Source organism: Kaistella yananensis (genome assembly GCF_026107505.2).
GTDB lineage: Bacteria > Bacteroidota > Bacteroidia > Flavobacteriales > Weeksellaceae > Kaistella > Kaistella yananensis.
The window spans coordinates 65,702-86,481 of sequence record NZ_JAPCHZ010000004.1; the positions used below are offsets into that span (position 1 = coordinate 65,702).

Consider the following 20,780-nt stretch of genomic DNA (forward strand, 5'->3'; position numbering starts at 1 on the left):
ACTCATCAATTTTACCAATGCCCACCATCACCAAACCCGAAATCTGCCAGGAAATACTGGAAGCCCTTCAGACCGAAGTGCAGGAAGAGAAGCAGGTGATTGTTCACTGCTGTTATCCCGCAACTTTTTATGTTGGCAATTTAATCCGCATCTGGCAGTCGACTTTTCTGGTTGATGAGCGCTTACATCACAAGAGCCACCTTATTCATCATGAAAACATCAGCCTCTTCCCGTACTGGACTCCCGTGCCACCTATGAAAGATTTCTGGTTCACCCTTATCTTTTCCGGACTTCCGAAAGAATGCAGAAGCTTCGATTTAAGAGAAGAGATTCCTGAAGAAGGCGGTTTCCTGGTGAAAAACATCAAGAGAAACGCGACCGATGTGTACCGTGTAAAGATTTCGTGAAGACTAAAATTAAAAAAACCTAACGCCATATTCCATCTCCTGTGCTGAATGCCAAACCCTCGCTTATTATGAAAAAACTTACGGTAATCCTGCTGCTGATATCCACCTTCGCCTTTTCCCAATCCGAAAAGAAACAGATCGCGGAGATAAGGAAATTCCAGAAAGAACTCAACGATGGGTACACGAATAAAAAAGAGACTCCTTTGCGGGGCGATAATTACACCAATTTCACTAAACATCCGTTCTTTCCGATCGATTTAAAATACAGGATTAACGCGCAGTTTGCGAAAACAGAAAATGCTGTTCCTTTCGATCTGCCGACGTCTTCCGGAAAAACAATGCCGTACAAAGAATATGGGAAAGCAACTTTTGCACTGAACGGCGCTACTTACATTTTGAGTATTTACCAAAGTCTGGATCTGGTGAAGACGCCCGGCTATGAGGATTATCTTTTCCTGCCGTTCCGCGATGAAACCAACGGGACCGATACCTATGGCGGCGGAAAATATCTTGATTTAAGAATCCCGAAAGGGAAGGAGATCGTTATTGATTTTAACCAGTCGTACCAACCTTACTGTGCTTACAATGCCTACGATTACAGTTGCCCGATTGTTCCTGAAGAGAATTTTTTACCTGTGAAAATTGAGGCTGGGGTGAAATATGAAGATGTTTACCATCACTAAGGATTTTTCATGGCATAGAAATGGCTTTTCCATCCCATAATTAAAAAAAAATAAACGATGGAACCTAACAAACGAAACAAACCGGCAACACTTATCATTATTGCTGTTGCCGTAATCGCAATGCTGATTATCTTCTATTTTATACTGCTTGCCATATTCCCGGATCTTTTCCAGACCTTGCCGACCGGCGAAGTACAGCCGGTTACGAACTAAATTTTTGCGAGAAACTCTTCAAAAGCGGGTACTGCAGATACCGTACCGTCGCTCTCAATTTTGTTGAGCTTTAAGGTTTCTATGGTGTTGATAGAATTTTCATCGAAAGGTTTCTGAACCCGGACATAATTTTCTGTAAAGCCATACATCACCCCATTTTTGTTTTCGTGTTCCCAAAGAACGGGTAAGGTTTTGCCTATTTGGGTGCGGTAAAACGCCATTTTCTTTTTCTCGGAAAGGATTCTGAGCATCTTGCTGCGCTGTTTTCTTTCAGGAATTGGTACCACGCCCTGCATTTCAGCAGCTTCCGTGTTTTCTCTCTCAGAATAGGTAAAAACGTGCAGATAAGAAATCGGAAGTTCATTCAGGAAATTATAGGTTTCCAAAAACTTCTCTTCGGTTTCGCCCGGAAATCCTACAATTACATCGACGCCAATACACGAGTCCGGCATTACTTCTCGGATTTTTGCAATTCTGTCGGTATACAGTTTGGTAAGATAACGTCGTTTCATAAGCTTCAGCAGGTCATCGCTTCCGCTCTGTAACGGAATGTGAAAGTGGGGTACAAAGCTTTTGCTTTTTGCAACCAGTTCAATGCTTTCGTCCTTTAGAAGATTCGGCTCAATGGAAGAAATCCTTATTCTTTCAATCCCTTCCACCTTATCAAGTTCTGAAATTAGGTCAAGAAACGTATGTTCGTGTTTTTTATTTCCGAATTCACCTTTACCGTAATCGCCGATATTTACACCGGTTAAAACGATTTCCTTAATTCCTTTGCTGGCGATTTCCATAGCATTTTTCACGACATTTTCAATGGTATCGGAACGGGAGATTCCACGCGCCAAAGGAATGGTGCAGTAGGTGCATTTGTAATCGCAGCCATCCTGAACCTTAAGGAAGGCACGGGTACGGTCGCCAATCGAGTAGCTTCCGATGAAGAAATCAGCTTCATCGATTTCGCAGGAGTGAATGAGGCCGTGGCTTTCGGTTTTCTGCAAGTCATCAAGATAACTCAGGATGTTGAATTTTTCTTTGGCTCCCAAGACCAGATCTACGCCTTCAATAGCAGAAATCTCCTCAGGTTTCAACTGGGCGTAGCAGCCCAAAATCACCACCAATCCGTCGGGGTTGGCTTTCATGGCCCGTTTTACGTGAAATTTACATTCGCGGTCTGCGTTTTCGGTCACCGAACAGGTGTTGATGACATATACACTGGCTTTCTCATCAAAGCTTACCTTTTCATAGCCTGCGCCGGTTAGCTGGCGGGCAATGGTTGAGGTTTCTGCGAAATTTAATTTGCAGCCAAGGGTGTGAAAAGCAGCGGTTTTGGGGGTTGAATGTTCCATAATATGAGGGTGCAAATTTACGATTTTTTTTTAACCCGCTTCAGAAGTCGGGATACAGAAAAAACCACAAGGGCTTTGTGGTTTTAACTGAATGAAAAAATTATGAAAAAGTTACTTTTAAAGTCTATTATACCTGAATGATTTTGGTATACGCCTCGGCTTCTAAACCCCATGCACACGATTTTGCTTCGTGGGACAAATAAGCGATTTTGCGGTGTTCTGTATCGAAAATCCTTACGCCTTCCAGATTAAGTTGGTCGCTTCTGTAGAGGTGAAGGCTTACCGAAGTATCGTCTTCATTGTTAATAATGGAGTGGATGCCCGCGAGTTCCTCCGTAAAAATGTCGCCTTCGCCGCCTACCGACAGGGAATTGAATTCGATGAAATTTGAGTTTTCCCGGTAGTTAACAACCCCGAGGCTGCCTTTGAGGATTTTTATTCTGCCGTCGTAGTTTCCGTGATCGTGAATCGCAGTACAGCTGTCGCTTCCCCAAACGGTAAGTACAGCAAACGGGTCATCTTCGAAAACAGGGATTCTGATAAAAATTTCTTCGCTAACTTTTCTTTCGGAAAGGTGGAAAACTGAATCAAAATCGCTGTAGGAAAACGTAAAGAGCAGATCACAGATTTCGTTAAAATTCAGCCGCTTCTTGATCCTTAGATCATCGAGAACATGGCTTAAACCGGGATCATCGAATGGAGTTTTCATCACTTAAAATTTGATACCGTAAAGTTACGTACCCAAAATCTTAAGCGCTGAAAATCAGATGTGATTTATATCAACGCTGACTTTTATCACTCGTTTAATTTTTATATTCATCGCGCACTTCCGGATCCTTTGCGTAACACACCGGAGATGAATTCTGAGGGATTTCTTCAGGTTCTTGTTTCTTCAGCATTTCACTATGATGTTTACCTGATTTGGATTTCGGGATAAAGCGGTTTTTCCAGTCGTCGTTTTTAATAATTTTAGCCGCGTAAATAATCTGCCCGATATGATACGTATAATGTGCCAGCTGCTGGAGAACCGCATCCAACACGGTATGTTTCTCGCCGCGGATTGAAATGCTGTTATGAATATTCCCGTCGGTGATTTGATTTAAAGCTTCCAAAAGTACCGCCCAGCCATTTTCCCAACATTTGAGCATTTCTTCTCTGGACTGGAGTTCAATGATGAATTCCGCATCGCGGTTGCGCCATGATTTATCGCCGTCTTCGGTAACGAAATCTGTCCAGCGTGAAATTAAGTTTTCCGAAATATGCTTTACGATTACCGCAATGGAATTGCTCTCCTGATTCGGCTGCCAAAACAGCTGTTCATCACTCAGCTGTGCAAAGGTTTCATCGCCCAGCGCTTTGTAGTAAAGAAAACGTTTGATAAATAATTCTTTCATGGGGTGTCTTTTTGAACGGCCCTGAATCAAAATTACGGAATATTTCCAAACCAAAAGCATGATGAGGTTAGTCCGTACGGGAAATCTGTTTCCGTTCCCGTAATATCCAAAGAAATATGATAAGAATTATGATTAAGGAAATTTAAACCTGAATAATTTTCAGCAGCAATTTAAATATTTACCTTTGTAGCTTAATTTTTATGAAAAGAGATATTATGGATTTTAAAAATTTTACAATGCCCTTCAGCATTAACCCTGAATATTCTAAAAAAGTAGCTTATTTCTCCATGGAATTTGCGATTGATCAGGCGCTGAAAATATACTCCGGCGGACTTGGGTTTTTAGCAGGCTCGCACATGAGAAGTGCCTATAATCTGAAACAGGATCTTGTGGGGATCGGAATTTTATGGAAGTTCGGTTATTATGATCAGGCAAGAAACCACGACCAGACTTTGCAGCCAACATGGACCAAAAAAATGTATTCGTTTCTTCAGGATACCGGAATCAAATTCCAGATCGAGATTCACTCTGCGCCGGTTTGGGTAAAAGTTTGGTATCTGGATCCCGAAACTTTCCATACGGCACCCATGTTTTTACTTTCCACAGATGTTCCGGAAAACGATCACGTTTCAAAAACTATTTGCCACAGAATTTACGATGCCAACGAATCTACAAAATTGGCGCAGTATATTCTTTTGGGTAAAGGCGGCGCGAAGTTGCTCGATATGATGAATTTTGAAAGAGATGTTTACCATCTTAATGAAGCACACGGGCTTCCGGCAGCATTCTATCTGCTGAAAAAATTTGGCGGCGATTTAGAGAAAGTAAGAGAAAAACTGGTATTCACCACCCACACCCCGGAAGAAGCCGGAAACGAAAAACACAACCTTCATTTATGTCACGATATGTCGTATTTCTCCGGTCTTACGACGGAAGAAGTGAAATCTATTGAAGGAGTGGAAGATGACCGTTTTAACCATTCACTTTGCGCTTTAATAATGGCAAGAGTGGCCAACGGTGTTTCCCAGCTGCACGGTGTTGTTTCGAGAGAAATGTGGAGCAAGTATTCTAAAATCTGTGAAATCAAAGCCATTACCAACGCACAGGAATTTAAATACTGGGCAGATAAACCGCTGTACGACGCCAAAGACGAGAATGATGATATGCTTTTCGATTTCAGAAAAAAACATCTGAAGAAAAGAATGTTCAGAATTGTAGCCGACCAAACCGGAAATCTCTTCGATCCCAATGTTTTCACCATCGTGTGGGCCAGAAGATTTGCAGGTTATAAAAGAGCCGATTTGCTTCTTCACGACAAAGAACGTTTCGAAAGGCTTCTGAACAACCCGAAATATCCGGTTCAGATTATCTGGGCAGGGAAACCATATCCGATGGATTACAGTGCGATTTCAACCTTCAATACCCTGGTTGAAGAAAGCAAATACTATAAAAATATGGCGGTACTTACCGGCTACGAACTGGCTTTGAGTAAATCACTAAAGCAGGGTTCTGATCTGTGGCTGAATAATCCAAGAGTTCCGCGGGAAGCTTCTGGAACTTCAGGAATGACGGCTTCTATGAACGGATCAGTGAACCTTTCTACCGATGACGGATGGATTCCTGAATTCGCCAAAAACGGCGTAAACGGGTTCGTAGTTCCGCAGGCAGATTACAAAAACGACAGCGTGTACGATCAGGATAACTTCGATCTGGAAAACCTGTATAATATTCTGGAAAATGAAATCCTGCCGATGTATTACGACCGACCTGATGAATGGAGAAAAATTCAGCACAACGCGATGGAAGATGTTAAAAGAGATTTCAACAGCGACCGTATGGCAGACGAATATTACAAACAGATTTACGCATAACCGCTGAGGTTATCCAAAAATTCAATATTAAAATCCGGGAAAAACTTCCCGGATTTTGTTTGTTGGGTAGCTAAATAAAATCTGAATGACCGCCATCCAGCGGAATCGTGGCTCCGGTAAGATAGGCTGCAAGGTCTGAAGCCAGAAAAGCAGCAAGATAACCATATTCTTCGGGTTTTCCGGCGCGTTTCATCGGAGTCTGGCCCAGCATTCTTTTTTTGGCTTCCTCGGTAGAAATATTTAGTGTTTCGGCATTTCCGGTGTAGAGGCTTTTCATTCTTTCGGTATCAAAAAGTCCGGTAAGCACTGTATTGACGGTAATATTTTCTTCAGCAACCATTTTCGAAAGCGTTTTCATCCAGCTTACTACCGCAATCCGCATTGTGTTGCTCAAAACCAAATGATCTGAAGGTTGTTTCACATATTTTGAGGCCACATTGATGATTCTTCCAAACTTATTTTTCTGCATTTCCGGAAGGGCTGCCTGTGTTAGATAAACCGTGTTCTGAAAGAGCAAATCGAACGCCTGCTGAAAATCTTCTGTGGAATTTTGGAGTGAATTTCCGGTTTTGGGTCCGTTGGTATTGTTAACCAGAATGTCGATGGAGTTTAGTTTGAAATAATCATCATAAACCTTTTTCGTTCCTTCAAAATCCATGTAATCTGTCACGAGATACTGATGTTTCTGGCCGTTAGAGGAATCCAGTTCTTCAAGAACGTTTTTAAGTTTATTTTCATTTCGGGAAACAATGGTCACTTCAGCACCCAGTTGTGCGAACTGCAGTGCAACTGCTTTTCCTATTCCGTCTGAAGCTGCGCCGACCAAGGCTTTTTTTCCGGCCAAATCAATAATCATATCAAAAATTTTCTGTCATAAAAGTAGGTATTCCGAACAGTTTTAAAAAAGTTTTTAAGATTTTTAACAATCAATTTTGCGCATCAAAATCTTATATTTGCATCATGATTAACAGCGACCAGGTTAAAGACATCAAATCCAGGATTGAGGATTTGTATAAATATCTTCAGATCGAAAAAAAGAAGATCGAAATCTTCAATGATGAAGAGAAAACCGTTTCACCGGAATTTTGGGACAACCCGAAAGAGGCCGAAGCGTTTATGAAACAGCTTCGCTCCAAGAAAAAATGGGTGAGTGATTATGAAGAAATCTTCACACGGTATGAAGATTTGCAGGTTCTGATGGATTTTGCGAAAGAAGACCCCGATTCCGAAAAGGAACTGGAGGAAGCTTTCCCGCTTTTGGTTCAAAAAGTTGAAGACCTGGAATTCAGAAATATGCTTTCCAATGAGGGTGACGAGCTTTCAGCGGTGCTGCAGATTACCGCCGGCGCAGGCGGAACAGAATCCTGCGACTGGGCATCAATGCTGATGAGAATGTACACGATGTGGGCTGAAAAGCAGGGTTACAAGATCCGGGAGCTGAATTATCAGGAAGGCGATGTTGCCGGCGTGAAAACGGTAACGCTGGAAATCGACGGTGAATTTGCTTTCGGTTATCTGCGCGGTGAAAATGGTGTTCACCGTTTGGTAAGAATTTCACCTTTCGATTCCAACGCAAAAAGACACACCAGCTTTGTTTCTGTGTATGTTTATCCTTTGGTTGACGATACGATAGAAATCAACATCAATCCGGCGGATATTTCCTTTGAAACCATGCGTTCGAGTGGGGCAGGAGGGCAGAACGTAAACAAGGTGGAAACAGCAGTACGTCTGCGTCACGCGCCTACAGGCATTATCATCGAAAACTCCGAAAGTCGCTCCCAGCTTCAGAATAAAGAAAAGGCGATGCAGCTTTTACGTTCAAGACTTTATGAGATGGAGCTTGAAGAACGGATGAAAGCGCGAAACGAAATTGAAGCCGGGAAAATGAAAATCGAGTGGGGCAGCCAAATCCGAAATTACGTGATGCACCCTTACAAACTCGTGAAAGATGTGCGCTCCGGCTACGAAACTTCGGATGTGGACGGGGTGATGAACGGAGACCTGACCCCATTCCTTAAAGCCTTCTTGATGGCCGACGGAACCGCTGCGGCGGCCGATGATTTCGACCTTTAAGTTTTGGGAAACTTTAACAAATTATTAATCTTATAAAAACCCCTCTTTTAGTATCTTTGCGAATATGGAACATTTTGAGAGTTGGAAGGATTTACTTAATCCTGAATTTTATATAAAAATGGGCGGTTTCTGGCTCATTTTGTTTATTATTTTCGCGGAGACAGGATTGTTTGTGGGGTTTTTTCTTCCAGGTGACAGTTTGCTCTTTGTATCAGGAATTTATGCGGTAGAGATTGTAGATCAGGCGATCGGCTCCACCGGAAGTGATTTTTTAGATACGACGATACTGGCTACGGCCATTGCGATTGCTGCGGTGATCGGAAATGAAGTGGGCTACTGGTTTGGCCGAAAAACGGGGCCTGCGCTTTATAAAAAAGAAGATACATTCCTCTTCAAGAAAAAATATCTGTTTCAGGCTCACGATTTCTTTGAAGAACATGGCGCGCTTGCTGTAATTATGGCGAGATTTCTGCCTGTGGTGAGAACATTTACCCCGATTGTTGCAGGGATTGTAAAAATGGACAAAACCCGCTTTTTGATCGATAATATCATCGGGGCGTTCCTTTGGTCTTTTTCGCTGATTTTTGCAGGACATTATCTCGACCGGCTTTTCATGGACCAGTTCGGGATTGATCTGAAATCGCATCTTGAGATGATCATCATAATTATCGTACTGATCACTACAGTTCCTATCATTGTTAAATTCTTCTTTGGCAAGAAAAAGGAAGAAACACATATTGAAGAGTAAGAAACGATCATCCAATATAAAAAAAAGCAATCTGGTTATTCACATTGCTTTTTTTTCTTATTCAGACAGAATTATTGCTTTATAAAGTCCAGTATGTTTGGATAAATGAGACTGTCTCTCTTTTTCTTTGAAAATCTTGGGGCGTGACCAGTTTTTTTCATCAGAACAAATTTGTGCTCAATATTTTTACTGGTCAATGCCGAATCGAGTGCTAGGCCCTGGTTAACATCGACTAAAAAATCCCTGTTGCCCTGAAAGTGCAGCGTAGGGACATTTGAAGCCTGATACACCGGGCTGGCTTGTTTAAATGCTTCTGCGGTTGCTGAATTATATTTCTCGCCCACTACCTTTTGAAAAATACGGTGTGATCTTTTGAAATATTTTGAATTCCTGTAACGCTGAGAATAAAAGTCGGCAGGACCGCTCAAAGAGATTATTTTCTGAACCTGGTCTTCATTTTTGTATCCATAGAGTAGGGCCAAATGCCCACCCGCACTTTCGCCCAGAAGGATTATTTTGTTAGAAGTTAGATTCCAGTCTTTACCGGAATTGCCGATGTACTGAACAGCTTTAGAAATGTCTTCTAAAGCAGCCTTGTAGGTTGTAGTTTTGTTTACCAGCCGGTAATTGATGTTTGCGGTGGGAAAATTATTCCGGTAAAGGAATTTCTGCACTTTGCGGAGATGGAGTTTGCTGCCAAAAATCCAGGCTCCGCCATGAACCATCATGATTAATGGCGTATCGGGTGTGTATCCTGCAGGCAGAAAAACATCCATCACATTCCTTTTGTTTTCGCCGTATTTTACATTGTAAATTTTCTTTCCAAAATTTCCGTCGTTTTTTATCCTGTAGCGTGTGGAACAGGAACTCAACAAGGCAAGAAAAAAAGCGGTAAAGATAAGCTGAAGAATTACAATTTTTTTCATTGCCGGTGAGTGTGAAAATTTCGAGCCATCATGAGTATTTGAATGTCTTTCCGTTATGTATCAAATAAAAAAAGAGATTTAAAAAAATCTCTTATGTATTCAATTGAACAGGTCCCGCACTTTATCAAAAAAAGTTTTTTCTTTTCCTGAAGGTTCTGCGATCATGTCTCCGTTTTTAATTTGCTTTTCGAAAAATTCCCGCTGTTCTGCTGACAAATGTTGCGGTGTCCAAACATTGATATGAACAAACATATCCCCTTTGCCATAACTGTCGATGCTTGGTAATCCTTTGCCGCTTAATCTGAGGATTTTTCCTGACTGTGTGCCTGCATCAACTTTTATTTTTACTTTTCCGCCCACGGTTGGGATTTCTTTCTGTGTTCCCAAGGCAGCTTCAGCGAAAGAAATGTAGAGTTCCTGGTGCAGATTATCGCCTTCACGCTTAATCGCAGCATCCACTTCTTCTTCCACCACAACCAACAGATCACCAGGATTTCCTCCAAACGGTGCATCGTTACCTTTGCCCCGTACATTCAGCTGAATTCCTTCTCTTGCGCCTGCCGGAATGTTGATGGTAACTTCTTCATCTTCTTTGATCAATCCCTGGGCATTTGCGCCTGCAGGAATTTTATCTGCAATTCTGCCAATTCCCTGACAGGTAGAACAGTGCGTCTGCGTCTGCATCTGGCCGAACATGGTGTTCATTACTTTTACCTGAACACCGCTTCCGTTACAGGTAGGGCAGGTTTTGGAAGTAGCGCCCGGCGCCATTTTCATTTTCTTGACCTTAATGGTTTTCTGGGTTCCGTTCACCATTTCCTCAAGATTAAGTTTTATTCTTACGCGAAGGTTGCTGCCACGCTGCTGCTGTCTCTGCGCGCCGCCGTCGCCGCCGAAATGTCCGCCGAAGATATCACCAAACTGGCTGAAGATATCTTCCATATTCATTCCGCCACCGAAACCGCCGCCAAAACCGCCACCTCCATTCATTCCGGCATGGCCGAACTGGTCGTAACGTGCTTTTTTATTATCGTCGCTTAAAACTTCGTACGCTTCTGCCGCTTCCTTAAATTTTTCTTCAGCACTTTTATCCCCCGGATTTTTGTCGGGGTGATATTTCAGCGCCATTTTTCGGTACGCTTTTTTTATTTCGTCGGCCGAAGCATTTTTAGCAACACCCAGTACTTCGTAGTAATCTCTTTTTGACATTTTATAGTATGATTGATAAAGATAAAAAGATAACTGAGTGTTTTCAATTACCTTTTTTTATGAATGTTTTTAGTTTCCTGTAACAACTTTTGCGAAACGGATTACTTTGTCGTGCAGTGTGTATCCGGTTTCGATGACATCTACAATTTTGCCTTTCAGGTCTTCTGAAGGTGCAGGAATCTGTGTAATGGCTTCATGAAAATCTACATCGAAACTGTCACCTGGCTTTACCTCCATGGCTTTCAAACCTTTTTCGGTGAGCTTTCCTTTGAATTTCTGATAAATAAGTTCTACCCCCTGTAAATCTGCTTCGTTGCCGGTTTTTGCGATTTCTTTCAAAGCTCTTTCGAAATCATCCAGGATAGCCAGCATGGAAATCATCATGTCCTGATTGGCATACTGGAAGAACTCCATCTTCTCTTTGGTGGTTCTTTTTTTATAGTTTTCGAATTCTGCGAAAAGACGTACGTAACGGTCTCTTTCTTCTGCCAAAAGTTCCTCTGCAGAGGGAGCGGCTGTCACATTCTCGTTAGATTCAGTTTCAGGGTTTTGAATGTTTTCTTCCTGAAGATTTGCATTTTCTTCGTGTATATCTTGATTTTCCGACATAATACTACATTTTAGTACTCATCAATTCACAAAGATTTTGCCAAATAGGGTTTTAGGACAATTAGTCAGTTTCTTACTTTGTACTGAAGCGGTATGATACCCCTGCAGATACAAAATAGTCTGGTGAGATTTTAGAAATTCCTAAACCGGCAGAGGTATCTACCTGAAAATTGTTTCTGATGAGATAAGTGAAGCCCGCATCGAAACGGTGGTCAGCTTTTTCAAATTTATTCAGGTATCCATAAAATTCAGCAAACATGCCCATCTTTTCATCAAATGAATATGAAGTTGAAACTGTGTAAACTCCTGTAACATCTGGTGTAACACCGTTCCATTCCGCACCTAAGTTGTAGCCAAGATTCACTTTATCCGATAGGGTGTGATTAAAAAGTAACCTGAAAGATGGTGCAGTATAAGGAGTTTTAAAATTTTTAGAAGCCAGCCTGTTCAATGTAAGTTGCCCCAGAAAAGCGATTGCCGGCATAAATTTTTTTTCCTCCATGATTTTCGCTTTAAATCCTAACGTAACGGGTGAAATTCCGGAATTTCTCTCATGGTATACTGTTTCTGAATTAAAATCGGTGCCTACCCTAAGTTCTTAATTTTTATTCACCCCATATTTTATCAATAAAGTGGGTTGAGAAATATTTCTTGATTCAGTATCAGTTTTTTCATAAAAAAATCCTGATTCCAGCTGAAGATTGCTTTTAGGTGTGATTGATGTTGATTCTGTTTGATCGGGTCTGTCGGTCTGGATGGTTTCCTGAGCATATAGAACCTGAGTAACGATTAGAAGCAGTGATGAATATCGTTTTTTCATGATCCAAAAAATGTTTCTACGAGTAAATACAAATTCAATGCAATAATGATGGCGGCAATGATCCAAACTGAGATTTGCAGCCAGGGTTTGTTTACAAATTCGCCCATTTTTAATTTAGATCCTGTAAACATTACCAAAGGAACAACCGCAAAACTCAGCTGCATTGACAGAATTACCTGACTGAGAACCAAGAGATCTGTGGTGCCCTGTTCGCCGTAAATTATTGTAACAATAAGGGCGGGAATAACAGCAATCAACCTCGTAATCAATCTTCTTAACCAGGGTTTTAGGCGGATATTCAGGAATCCTTCCATCACAATCTGACCAGCCAGCGTTCCTGTTAAAGTTGAATTCTGTCCAGATGCCAGCAGCGCAACTGCAAAGAAAATACTCGCAAATGTGGTTCCTAAAATTGGCGCGAGCATTTTATGGGCATCATGAATATCTGCTACATCCTGGTATCCGGTGGTATGAAAAGTCGCCGCCGCTACGATTAAAATTGCTGCATTGATGAAAAATGCCAGGAATAGCGACGCTGTACTGTCGATGGTGGCGAATTTTATTGCTTCTTTTTTTCCGAAAGACGTGCGTTCGTAATTCCGGGTCTGGATGATGCTGCTGTGCAAATACAAGTTATGAGGCATAACCGTTGCACCCAAAATTCCAATGGCAATATAAAGCATCGAGGGATTGGTAACGATTTCTTTTTGCGGAACAAGGCTGCTAAGAATCGGGAAAATATCCGGTTTACTTAAAATGATTTCATAAATAAAACAGCCGAGAATAACGAATATTAATCCTGCCACAATGCTTTCCAGATACCGGAATCCTTTTGCCTGGAGAAATAATATCAGAAATACATCAATTACTGTAATTACAACACCCCAGGTGAGCGGAATGCCGAAAAGCAGATTCAGTGCGATTGCGGAGCCAATGACTTCTGCAAGATCACACGCAGCGATGGCAATTTCACAAAACACCCACAGTATAAAATTGGTAGTAGGATTAAAATGATCCCGGCACGCTTGTGCGAGGTCCCGCTCCGCAACAATTCCCAACTTCAAAGAAAGATGCTGAAGAACGATGGCAAATAAATTGGAAATAAGGATCACTGACAATAAAGTGTAACCAAACTGAGCACCTCCGGCGATATCGGTCGCCCAGTTTCCGGGATCCATATAGCCTACTGCGACCATAAGTCCCGGCCCTGCAAAGGCGAAAAGCTTACGCCAAAAACCGGCATCTTTTGGAATATTGATACTTGAAAATACTTCTGGGAGCGAGTTTGAGTATTTTTCTCTTTGCCAGCCTTTATTGATGTTTTTCACAAATGTTAGATTAGGCTAACAAAAGTAAATAAATATATCTAATTTCCAAACCTAGAATAAAAAAAATCCCGACAAGTTGCCGGGATTTGGTATAATTTGAGGAAGATTATTTCGCAAATCTCACCGCCATTTTTCTGTCGATTGCTCTTTCAGCGTCAGATGCAGTAGCTGCAACGGTAGCGAATTTACTTCCGTAACCTTCGGCACCAATCACCTGAGCGCCAACACCAGCTTTCTCCAGAGCAGATTTTATATAATTTGCTCTTGCAGTAGAAAGTTTTACATTATTTGCTTCGTCGCCAACTTTATCTGTATACCCGCCCACTTTAATTTTTGCATCAGGATACGCTTTGAAAATTGCTACAAGGTTATCTAGCTGAACCTGCGAGCCCGCTTCAAGTTCTGTAGAAGAGCCCATTTTGAAATTTACTTTGTCGAAAGTATACCAGGTGTCTTTCAGTACAGCATCATCTGCGGCATTGGTGTATCCGCCGGATTTAAGGAAAGAAATCATTGAATCTTCCATCCCGCCTCTGTATCCTTTCAGTGCAACACCATTCAGATCAATATCTTCATCAACTTTGTTTGTGCTAACCATTGCGGAATCTGTAGGCATCATCGTGGAAACAGAATCTGTTACAACAGCTGTTGAATCTGTTGTTGCGGTTGTCTGTTCTGCAGGTTTGTTGCACTGTTTCCAAAGGAACCACGCGGCAAGTGCCAGCAGTAATAAAGGCAGAAGCCATTTCCAGATAGATCCCGCTTCGTTATCATCTTTACGGTCAACATTTACGTGGGTGTTGCCTCCTCTGTTTACCTCCACTTTCGGTTCATCATAAGAAGTTACCTTCACTTTTTCAGTGGCAAGATCGGGAGTACCTCCCCAATTTCCTAAACCAAGTGAAGCTAACGAAAGCCCAGCCGGAAGTAAAGAAGACACTATTCCTTTCTGATCCGAAAGCAGGCCTGACAAGCTGTTTCTGTCGAGATTATGATCTGCAGCATATTTGCCCAGTGAGCCTAACGCAGCACCAGCAACCATATTCAATAATGAACCTGAAGTTGAATTGCTTACTCCTGAATAGCCTGATACCGCATTAATCAGTCCATTGATTTTATCTCCAAAAATTGCAGACAGTACACTGCTAACCAATGAATTATTAGAAGAGCCTCCTAAAAGGTTTCCCAACAAGCCTGTGGATTGCGACCCAGTAATTGCATCCAGCAAAGCTGGCTGATTAGCGTTATTGGCCATTCCGCCTACAACCGCCGGCAACAAACCACTTATTGCTTTTGAAATACCCGATTCGCTTTCTCCGTACTGCGTGGCAGCCTGAGATACTAATGCCGGACCCAATTGTCCCTTGATAAGATCGATAACGTTTAATGACATAATAGTTTATTTTTAAATTTAACTTTAACAACAAAAGCAAATATCAATCCAAAAGAGTTGTATTTTGTGTTGTTTATATTAAAATTAACATTCTATTACATCATTATTAATAATAAACCAAAGAACTAGTATGATTTTGCAAATATTACCCGCTGATTTGATGGTTTTCCCGAAATCATTGAAATACCTTCTTCCATTTGATTGTCTAAAGGAATACATCTGATGGTCGCTTTGGTTTCATTTTTAATCTGCTCTTCTTCTTCCGCAGTACCGTCCCAATGAGCAGAAATAAATCCACCTTTTTTCTCTAAAACCTGCTTGAACTCTTCGTAAGAATCTACTTTTGTGATATGTTCGTCGCGGTAGGTTGCTGCCTTTCTATAGATATCTTCCTGAATGGTTTTCAGCAGATTTTCAATATAGACATCAAGATTTTCAAGCGGTTTAGTTTCCTTAGTTAAATTATCTCGTCGGGCAATCTCCACCGTTTTGTTTTCCAGATCACGGGCGCCTATCGCGATGCGAACGGGTACACCTTTCAGTTCGTACTCGGCAAATTTCCAGCCTGGTTTGTTCTCTGTACGGTTATCATATTTTACTGAGATTCCTTTAGCTTTCAATTTAGACTGAATTTCATATGCAACTTCGTCAATTTGCTGCAGCTGTTCTTCTCCTTTGAAAATCGGTACAATTACTACCTGAATCGGTGCTAGAGATGGTGGTAAAACCAAACCTAAATCATCGGAATGCGTCATGATCAATGCTCCCATTAATCTGGTAGAAGTTCCCCAGGAAGTTCCCCAGGCGTGCTCGATTTTACCTTCTCTGTTGGTAAATTTAACATCAAAAGCTTTCCCGAAATTCTGTCCCAGGAAGTGAGAAGTTCCTGCCTGAAGGGCTTTCCCATCCTGCATTAACGCTTCGATACAGTAGGTTTCATCAGCACCCGCAAATCTTTCAGATTCTGTTTTAAGTCCTTTGATTACAGGTATCGCCATGAAGTTTTCAGCAAAATCTGCATATACGTGGAGCATTTTTTCTGTTTCTTCAATCGCCTCATCTTTGGTAGCGTGTGCGGTATGGCCTTCCTGCCAGAGGAATTCTGCAGTTCTTAAAAACAGACGCGTTCGCATTTCCCAACGCACAACATTCGCCCACTGATTGATGAGAATAGGCAGATCACGGTAGGACTGGATCCAGTTTTTATAGGTATTCCAGATGATGGCTTCGGAAGTTGGCCGTACGATAAGTTCTTCCTCGAGTTTAGCTTCGGGATCAACGATGAGTTTTTTAGGATCTTCCGGATCGGTTTTCAGTCTGTAGTGGGTAACTACAGCGCATTCTTTTGCGAAACCTTCGGCATTTTTTTCTTCAGCTTCAAATAAACTTTTCGGGATAAAGATAGGGAAGTAAGCATTTTCGTGACCTGTTTCCTTGAATTTACGGTCCATCTCGTCGCGCATTTTTTCCCAGATTGCATAGCCATAAGGTTTAATTACCATGCAGCCGCGAACTCCGGAATTTTCTGCCAGATCAGCTTTTACGACCAATTCATTATACCATTTACTGTAATCTTCGGCTCTTGAAGTTAATTTTGCCATTATATTATATCTTTGATTTAACTTTTGTGTAGTACTTGTATCTAATTCTAAAAAGTGTATTTTTACTCAAAAATTTACCACTGTTAATGGTATAATTTTGGTATAAAGTGCAAATATAATTCAAATTAAAACTTTTCACCTTATCATGGAAAAAATTACTTATAAAAATTTACCTCAGATCCTGAAATCTAAAGTGGTTTTAGCGCTTGCCGGAGGTTTAATTTTAATGTCCTGCGGTTCGCAGATGGGTGGTTATAGCGAAACCGACGGAGTATATTACGACCCAAACAGAGATACACTGCCTGAAGGTACTGTGATGAACAGTGGCAACAGGGTAGGTGAATATTATGATTATCAGGCAACAGATGATCAGAATAAATACCTCAATTCTGAAAACAGAAACGAAAGCTGGAAAGACCAGAATTCCGACTGGGGAAATTATGCAGGTACCGATATTTTCTATAATGATACCTGGGGCTATCCGTACGGAATGTATTCAGGTTGGGGACTGAATTTCGGTTTCGGACCTTACTGGGGTTACGGAGGTTATTACAGTCCATGGGGCATGGGATATAATCCTTGGTACGGTTATTACAGCCCATGGTATGGATACTACAGTCCTTATTACGGGTATTATAATCCTTATTACGGTTACAGTCTTTACGGATATTATTCCCCTTACGGATATGGTTACGGAATGGGATATAACAGCTATAATGGCGGATTTACCTATAAGAGAAGCGGTGCAGACGGTGGTTTCAGGAATTCTTTAAGAAACTCCACTCCAAATTCTACCATTAGAAATAATAATTATAATTCCGGCTTCAGAAATGATACGCCAAGAATGAATTCTACACAACCCAACAATCCGAGATATAACCGGCCTGAAAATAGTACTCAGCCACGATTGAGAGCAACTCCAAGGCCTGATTCAAGTCCAAGACAGACTACTCCGAGACAAAGCTCTCCGAGCTATAGTGAGCCGAGAATCAGAAGCAATTCAAATGACGGGGGCTTCCGTTCAGGAAGCAGCGGTGGCGGATTCAACAGCGGCTCATCCAATACAAGTTCAGGGTCATCTCGGTCAGGCGGCGGTTTCAGAAGATAACTTAAAAAACTCATATTTTAAAATGATTAAAAATTCTTTAATAGTTTTAAGCCTTTCTGCTGCATATTTTGTAAATGCGCAGGATGTTTCAACCCTTAGAAACACAGTTGAAGTGTATTCAAACAGCTCACTGAACGGTTCATCAAAATACAATGCTATGGCAGGTTCTATGGGAGCATTGGGAGGAGATTTTTCTACACTTACTTCTAACCCTGCGGGTATTGGTGTGAGTATCGCCAGTGAATTTTCGGGAACATTAGGGATAGAAGCCAATAAAAATACCACTACATATGCAGGCAAATCTGCAGATTACAAGGTCAATAATACTGATTTAGGAAATGTTGGAGGTGTGGCCGTTTTTCCTGTGAGCGGCTCTACGCCATGGAAATTTGTGAATGTAAGTGTAAACTATTCGAATCAGTCGATTGAGAATTACTCCGAAACTCCGGGAAACAGCAATCTTATTTATGAAATCAGAGACGCGGACAATGCGCTTGTTGATGAACTTGCTTTTGCCGGCCACGCTTATAACCGATACGGTAATCTTTCCAAAACGAGTATCGGTGTTGGGGGAAATTATAATAACAGACTGTATGTAGGTGCCGGATTGAATTTCCACAACTCGGTGCTCGATCAGTATGACTCCGCAGCTTTTACAGACAATACCAATGTAACTGATGTTTATGACAAACAGTATACTCCTTTTTCGGAGTCTGCCAACGGTTTCTCGGCTTCTGTCGGAGTAATCGGTAAGATTAATCCACAGTTCAGATTAGGTGCTTCAATCGAAACACCCACCTGGTGGAGCATTGCAAGAGTTTACAGCGAATATGAAAATCCAGTAGACGGAACGTATACCGAAGACCGCAGACTTTCTTCACCTATGAAAGCAACTTTGAGTGCAGCGTACGTACCCAACAAAAATTTTGCTATCAACGTAGATTATTCTTTGGGACTTACAAAACCTAAATATAAAGTGTATGGCGATGCTGAAACGGAATTGAACAGCTTTTTTGATCAAAACTCTAAAAATCTTTCGGAGGTAAAAGTAGGTGCAGAATACCGTATTGCTGCTTTCAGATTGAGAGGAGGTTACGGATTTGCGTCAAGTCCATTTGATTCGATGTCGATCAGTACATTATCGGATATCGGAACATCAGCAAATACATCTTACGACAATTTGATTTTAGGAAAAAGAAATACCGTGGGTGCTGGGATTGGTTATGATTTCAAATCATTCTTTATCGACGCAGCATACCAGAATGTAAATTCAGAATATAGCAGCCCGTTTTTACGGGGTTCTGCAGCAAATAATATGGGATATTTTTCAAACAATTATATTGTTGAATCTGATGCATCAGTAGTTTCAAACGTAAAAAATACAAAAGACAATTTCTTTATAACACTAGGCTGGAAATTCTAAATTTCCGGAATTAAGTGAAATAATGATGGGAGGCTTCGGAGAAATCCGGAGCCTTTTTATTTATTAATGATCATGGAACAAATGTCCCACCAGCGCTAAAATTACACCGCAAATCACCATAAGAATTTTCCACCAGTCAATATTATGATTTTTGTTGCTTTCGAAGATTATAACCGAGGAAATGTGAAGAAAGATTCCGCCTACAAGAGCCAGAAAATAGACTTTAAAATCGGGGTTAAAATAATTTCCCGTAATTAATCCCAGAGGTGACGCAATTGCAAAAAAGGCAATGATCAGCCAGGAAGTCGTCGTAAATTTCTGTTTCTGAATCAGAAATGCGCCCAAAACAAAGGAAATCGGAAGGTTGTGAAAAAGAATTCCCATTAAATAAGGATTGAAAACATCGGTTTCGTTTGCCAGAGGAATTCCTTCCAAAAAGGCATGAATAAACATCCCGACCATAAGTGCTACCGGTAGAATGTTTTTCTCTTCGTGATGATGGTGAAAATGGCCGTGTTCGAATCCTTTTGTGAGATTTTCAAGCAGCATTTGCAAAAGCACTCCGGCGATTACAAAAATACCGATGTTGGAATTTCCTTCGGCATACACTTCCGGGAAAACATCATTAAGACAGATGGTAATTAGAAAACCGGCACTTAAAATCAAGAGATTTTTTGCAAATTTCTGTTTCACACCAAAATATTTTCCGAGAAATACTCCGGCCAGAACACTTAATATTAAAAGAAAAATAATCATGAATCTTTCTGATTGTGGTTTGTGATAAAATTACCGCTAAAAATTTTTAGTTCGAAATCTTTTTAAAGTTTTCTGAAAACGTTAATACAACGCGGAGAAGTATCCCGATCGAAAGTTCCGAGATTATAATCTCCGTAAGTTTTTACCCTTTCAAATCCAAATTCCGCGGCATAAGAACCAATCTCTTCCAAAGTGTGAAGTTTCACCTTTTCGAAAAAGTGGAAATCCTCACCCTGATCTTTAAAAACAATATCTTTTATAACATGTTGGTCTTCGATTCTTTTGGAAATATGAAAATCGATGTTGCCTTTTGTGGTTACCGCTTGCGCGACCAACGTATTTTTTACCCACTTCTCGTTCAGGAAATCGAGAACGAAAAATCCCTTATCTTCCAGTACATCAGCAACAGATCTAAAGACTTTTTTGTCATCATCTTCACTTTCGAAATATCCGAAGCTTGTAAAAAGATTACAAACTGCGTCAACTTTCATCTTCGAGATTTCCGGATATATGGGGTCCCGCATATCATGAACCTTGAATTTCAATTTATCGTTCTCGAAGATTTTATTCTGCGAAATACTTTCTTCAGAAAGATCGAGTCCTAAAACTTCAAAACCCATTTTATTCAGAAAAACAGAATGCCGGCCTTTTCCGCAGGCTAAATCAATAATTTTTGAATGTTTCGGAATCTGCAAATCGTTGATTAGCAGCGATATGAAATATTCTGCTTCTTCGAAATTTCTGTCCTTGTAAAGAATATGATAATAAGGGGTATTAAACCACGTTTCAAACCATGCCATTGTGCAAAAATAACTAAATTTGCATTTCTTAAACTACAAATCATAAAAGATTTCTCTTTAAAAGGCAAATGC

Annotated in this window: 21 protein-coding genes and 1 pseudogene; 8 read left to right on the forward strand and 14 right to left on the reverse strand. The window is 41.0% G+C overall.

The window, feature by feature from the left end:
• Nucleotides 1-17: 17 nt before the first annotated feature.
• From OK344_RS07310 to OK344_RS07320, 3 genes are all read left to right on the forward strand, one after another.
• The gene (locus OK344_RS07310; RefSeq protein WP_265144181.1) at nucleotides 18-407 is read left to right on the forward strand and encodes a hypothetical protein; all 390 of its coding nucleotides are present in this window, start codon (nucleotides 18-20) and stop codon (nucleotides 405-407) included.
• Nucleotides 408-475: 68 nt separating this feature from the next.
• Entirely contained in the window at nucleotides 476-1,090 is a 615-nt protein-coding gene (locus OK344_RS07315; RefSeq protein ID WP_265144182.1) for a DUF1684 domain-containing protein, read from the forward strand.
• A 57-nt stretch (nucleotides 1,091-1,147) separates the two neighbouring features.
• A complete protein-coding gene (locus tag OK344_RS07320; protein WP_265144183.1) occupies nucleotides 1,148-1,303 on the forward strand; it encodes a hypothetical protein in 156 nt (51 codons plus the stop codon).
• Here the strand turns inward: OK344_RS07320 and mtaB are convergent.
• The 3 genes from mtaB to OK344_RS07335 form a co-directional block, all read right to left on the reverse strand.
• The gene (mtaB, locus tag OK344_RS07325; RefSeq protein WP_265144184.1) at nucleotides 1,300-2,649 is read right to left on the reverse strand and encodes a tRNA (N(6)-L-threonylcarbamoyladenosine(37)-C(2))-methylthiotransferase MtaB; all 1,350 of its coding nucleotides are present in this window, start codon (nucleotides 2,647-2,649) and stop codon (nucleotides 1,300-1,302) included. The genes OK344_RS07320 and mtaB overlap by 4 nt on opposite strands.
• 127 nt (nucleotides 2,650-2,776) lie before the next feature.
• Nucleotides 2,777-3,358, reverse strand: coding sequence for a cysteine dioxygenase (locus OK344_RS07330; RefSeq protein WP_088469439.1), 582 nt, complete (start codon nucleotides 3,356-3,358; stop codon nucleotides 2,777-2,779).
• Between the two features lie 94 nt (nucleotides 3,359-3,452).
• On the reverse strand, nucleotides 3,453-4,043 hold the full coding sequence (locus OK344_RS07335; protein WP_265144185.1) for a DUF1572 family protein: 591 nt from the start codon (nucleotides 4,041-4,043) through the stop codon (nucleotides 3,453-3,455).
• Between the two features lie 200 nt (nucleotides 4,044-4,243).
• On the opposite strand from OK344_RS07335, the gene glgP reads away from it, so the two are divergent.
• Entirely contained in the window at nucleotides 4,244-5,914 is a 1,671-nt protein-coding gene (gene glgP / locus OK344_RS07340; protein WP_265144186.1) for an alpha-glucan family phosphorylase, read from the forward strand.
• Between the two features lie 70 nt (nucleotides 5,915-5,984).
• Here glgP and OK344_RS07345 read toward each other — a convergent pair whose 3' ends face one another.
• The gene (locus OK344_RS07345; protein ID WP_265144187.1) at nucleotides 5,985-6,770 is read right to left on the reverse strand and encodes an SDR family oxidoreductase; all 786 of its coding nucleotides are present in this window, start codon (nucleotides 6,768-6,770) and stop codon (nucleotides 5,985-5,987) included.
• 104 nt (nucleotides 6,771-6,874) lie between these two features.
• On the opposite strand from OK344_RS07345, the gene prfB reads away from it, so the two are divergent.
• Both prfB and OK344_RS07355 read left to right on the forward strand, forming a co-directional pair.
• Entirely contained in the window at nucleotides 6,875-7,987 is a 1,113-nt protein-coding gene (prfB, locus tag OK344_RS07350; protein WP_265144188.1) for a peptide chain release factor 2, read from the forward strand.
• A gap of 64 nt (nucleotides 7,988-8,051) precedes the next feature.
• Nucleotides 8,052-8,735 carry a DedA family protein gene (locus tag OK344_RS07355; RefSeq protein WP_265144189.1) on the forward strand — a complete coding sequence of 228 codons (684 nt, stop codon included), beginning with the start codon at nucleotides 8,052-8,054 and terminating at the stop codon, nucleotides 8,733-8,735.
• A 71-nt stretch (nucleotides 8,736-8,806) separates the two neighbouring features.
• Here OK344_RS07355 and OK344_RS07360 read toward each other — a convergent pair whose 3' ends face one another.
• The 8 genes and pseudogenes from OK344_RS07360 to proS form a co-directional block, all read right to left on the reverse strand.
• Nucleotides 8,807-9,661: an alpha/beta hydrolase gene (locus OK344_RS07360; protein WP_265144190.1), complete on the reverse strand. Its 855-nt coding sequence runs from the start codon at nucleotides 9,659-9,661 to the stop codon at nucleotides 8,807-8,809.
• Between the two features lie 99 nt (nucleotides 9,662-9,760).
• A complete protein-coding gene (gene dnaJ / locus OK344_RS07365; protein WP_265144191.1) occupies nucleotides 9,761-10,870 on the reverse strand; it encodes a molecular chaperone DnaJ in 1,110 nt (369 codons plus the stop codon).
• Nucleotides 10,871-10,939: 69 nt separating this feature from the next.
• Nucleotides 10,940-11,479, reverse strand: coding sequence for a nucleotide exchange factor GrpE (locus OK344_RS07370; RefSeq protein WP_088469432.1), 540 nt, complete (start codon nucleotides 11,477-11,479; stop codon nucleotides 10,940-10,942).
• A gap of 73 nt (nucleotides 11,480-11,552) precedes the next feature.
• A pseudogene (locus tag OK344_RS07375) lies at nucleotides 11,553-12,062 on the reverse strand (transporter); the annotation flags it as partial.
• A gap of 15 nt (nucleotides 12,063-12,077) precedes the next feature.
• On the reverse strand, nucleotides 12,078-12,299 hold the full coding sequence (locus OK344_RS07380; RefSeq protein WP_265144192.1) for a hypothetical protein: 222 nt from the start codon (nucleotides 12,297-12,299) through the stop codon (nucleotides 12,078-12,080).
• The gene (locus OK344_RS07385) at nucleotides 12,296-13,627 is read right to left on the reverse strand and encodes an Nramp family divalent metal transporter (protein ID WP_265144193.1); all 1,332 of its coding nucleotides are present in this window, start codon (nucleotides 13,625-13,627) and stop codon (nucleotides 12,296-12,298) included. Before OK344_RS07385 ends, OK344_RS07380 begins: the two co-directional genes overlap by 4 nt.
• 106 nt (nucleotides 13,628-13,733) lie before the next feature.
• Nucleotides 13,734-15,020, reverse strand: a complete 1,287-nt coding sequence (locus OK344_RS07390; RefSeq protein WP_265144194.1) for an OmpA family protein — start codon at nucleotides 15,018-15,020, stop codon at nucleotides 13,734-13,736.
• 125 nt (nucleotides 15,021-15,145) lie between these two features.
• A complete protein-coding gene (gene proS, locus OK344_RS07395) occupies nucleotides 15,146-16,621 on the reverse strand; it encodes a proline--tRNA ligase (RefSeq protein ID WP_265144195.1) in 1,476 nt (491 codons plus the stop codon).
• A 145-nt stretch (nucleotides 16,622-16,766) separates the two neighbouring features.
• Between proS and OK344_RS07400 the strand changes: the two genes are divergently transcribed.
• Nucleotides 16,767-17,729, forward strand: coding sequence for a prolyl-tRNA synthetase (locus OK344_RS07400; RefSeq protein WP_265144196.1), 963 nt, complete (start codon nucleotides 16,767-16,769; stop codon nucleotides 17,727-17,729).
• Nucleotides 17,626-19,152 carry an OmpP1/FadL family transporter gene (locus OK344_RS07405; protein WP_306400453.1) on the forward strand — a complete coding sequence of 509 codons (1,527 nt, stop codon included), beginning with the start codon at nucleotides 17,626-17,628 and terminating at the stop codon, nucleotides 19,150-19,152. Before OK344_RS07400 ends, OK344_RS07405 begins: the two co-directional genes overlap by 104 nt.
• Before the next feature lie 63 nt (nucleotides 19,153-19,215).
• On the opposite strand, the gene OK344_RS07410 is transcribed toward OK344_RS07405, so the two are convergent.
• Both OK344_RS07410 and OK344_RS07415 read right to left on the reverse strand, forming a co-directional pair.
• Nucleotides 19,216-19,908 (reverse strand): ZIP family metal transporter, encoded by a 693-nt coding sequence (locus OK344_RS07410; RefSeq protein ID WP_265144197.1) that lies wholly within the window; start codon nucleotides 19,906-19,908, stop codon nucleotides 19,216-19,218.
• A gap of 62 nt (nucleotides 19,909-19,970) precedes the next feature.
• Nucleotides 19,971-20,708, reverse strand: a complete 738-nt coding sequence (locus OK344_RS07415) for a class I SAM-dependent methyltransferase (RefSeq protein ID WP_265144198.1) — start codon at nucleotides 20,706-20,708, stop codon at nucleotides 19,971-19,973.
• Nucleotides 20,709-20,780: the final 72 nt, after the last annotated feature.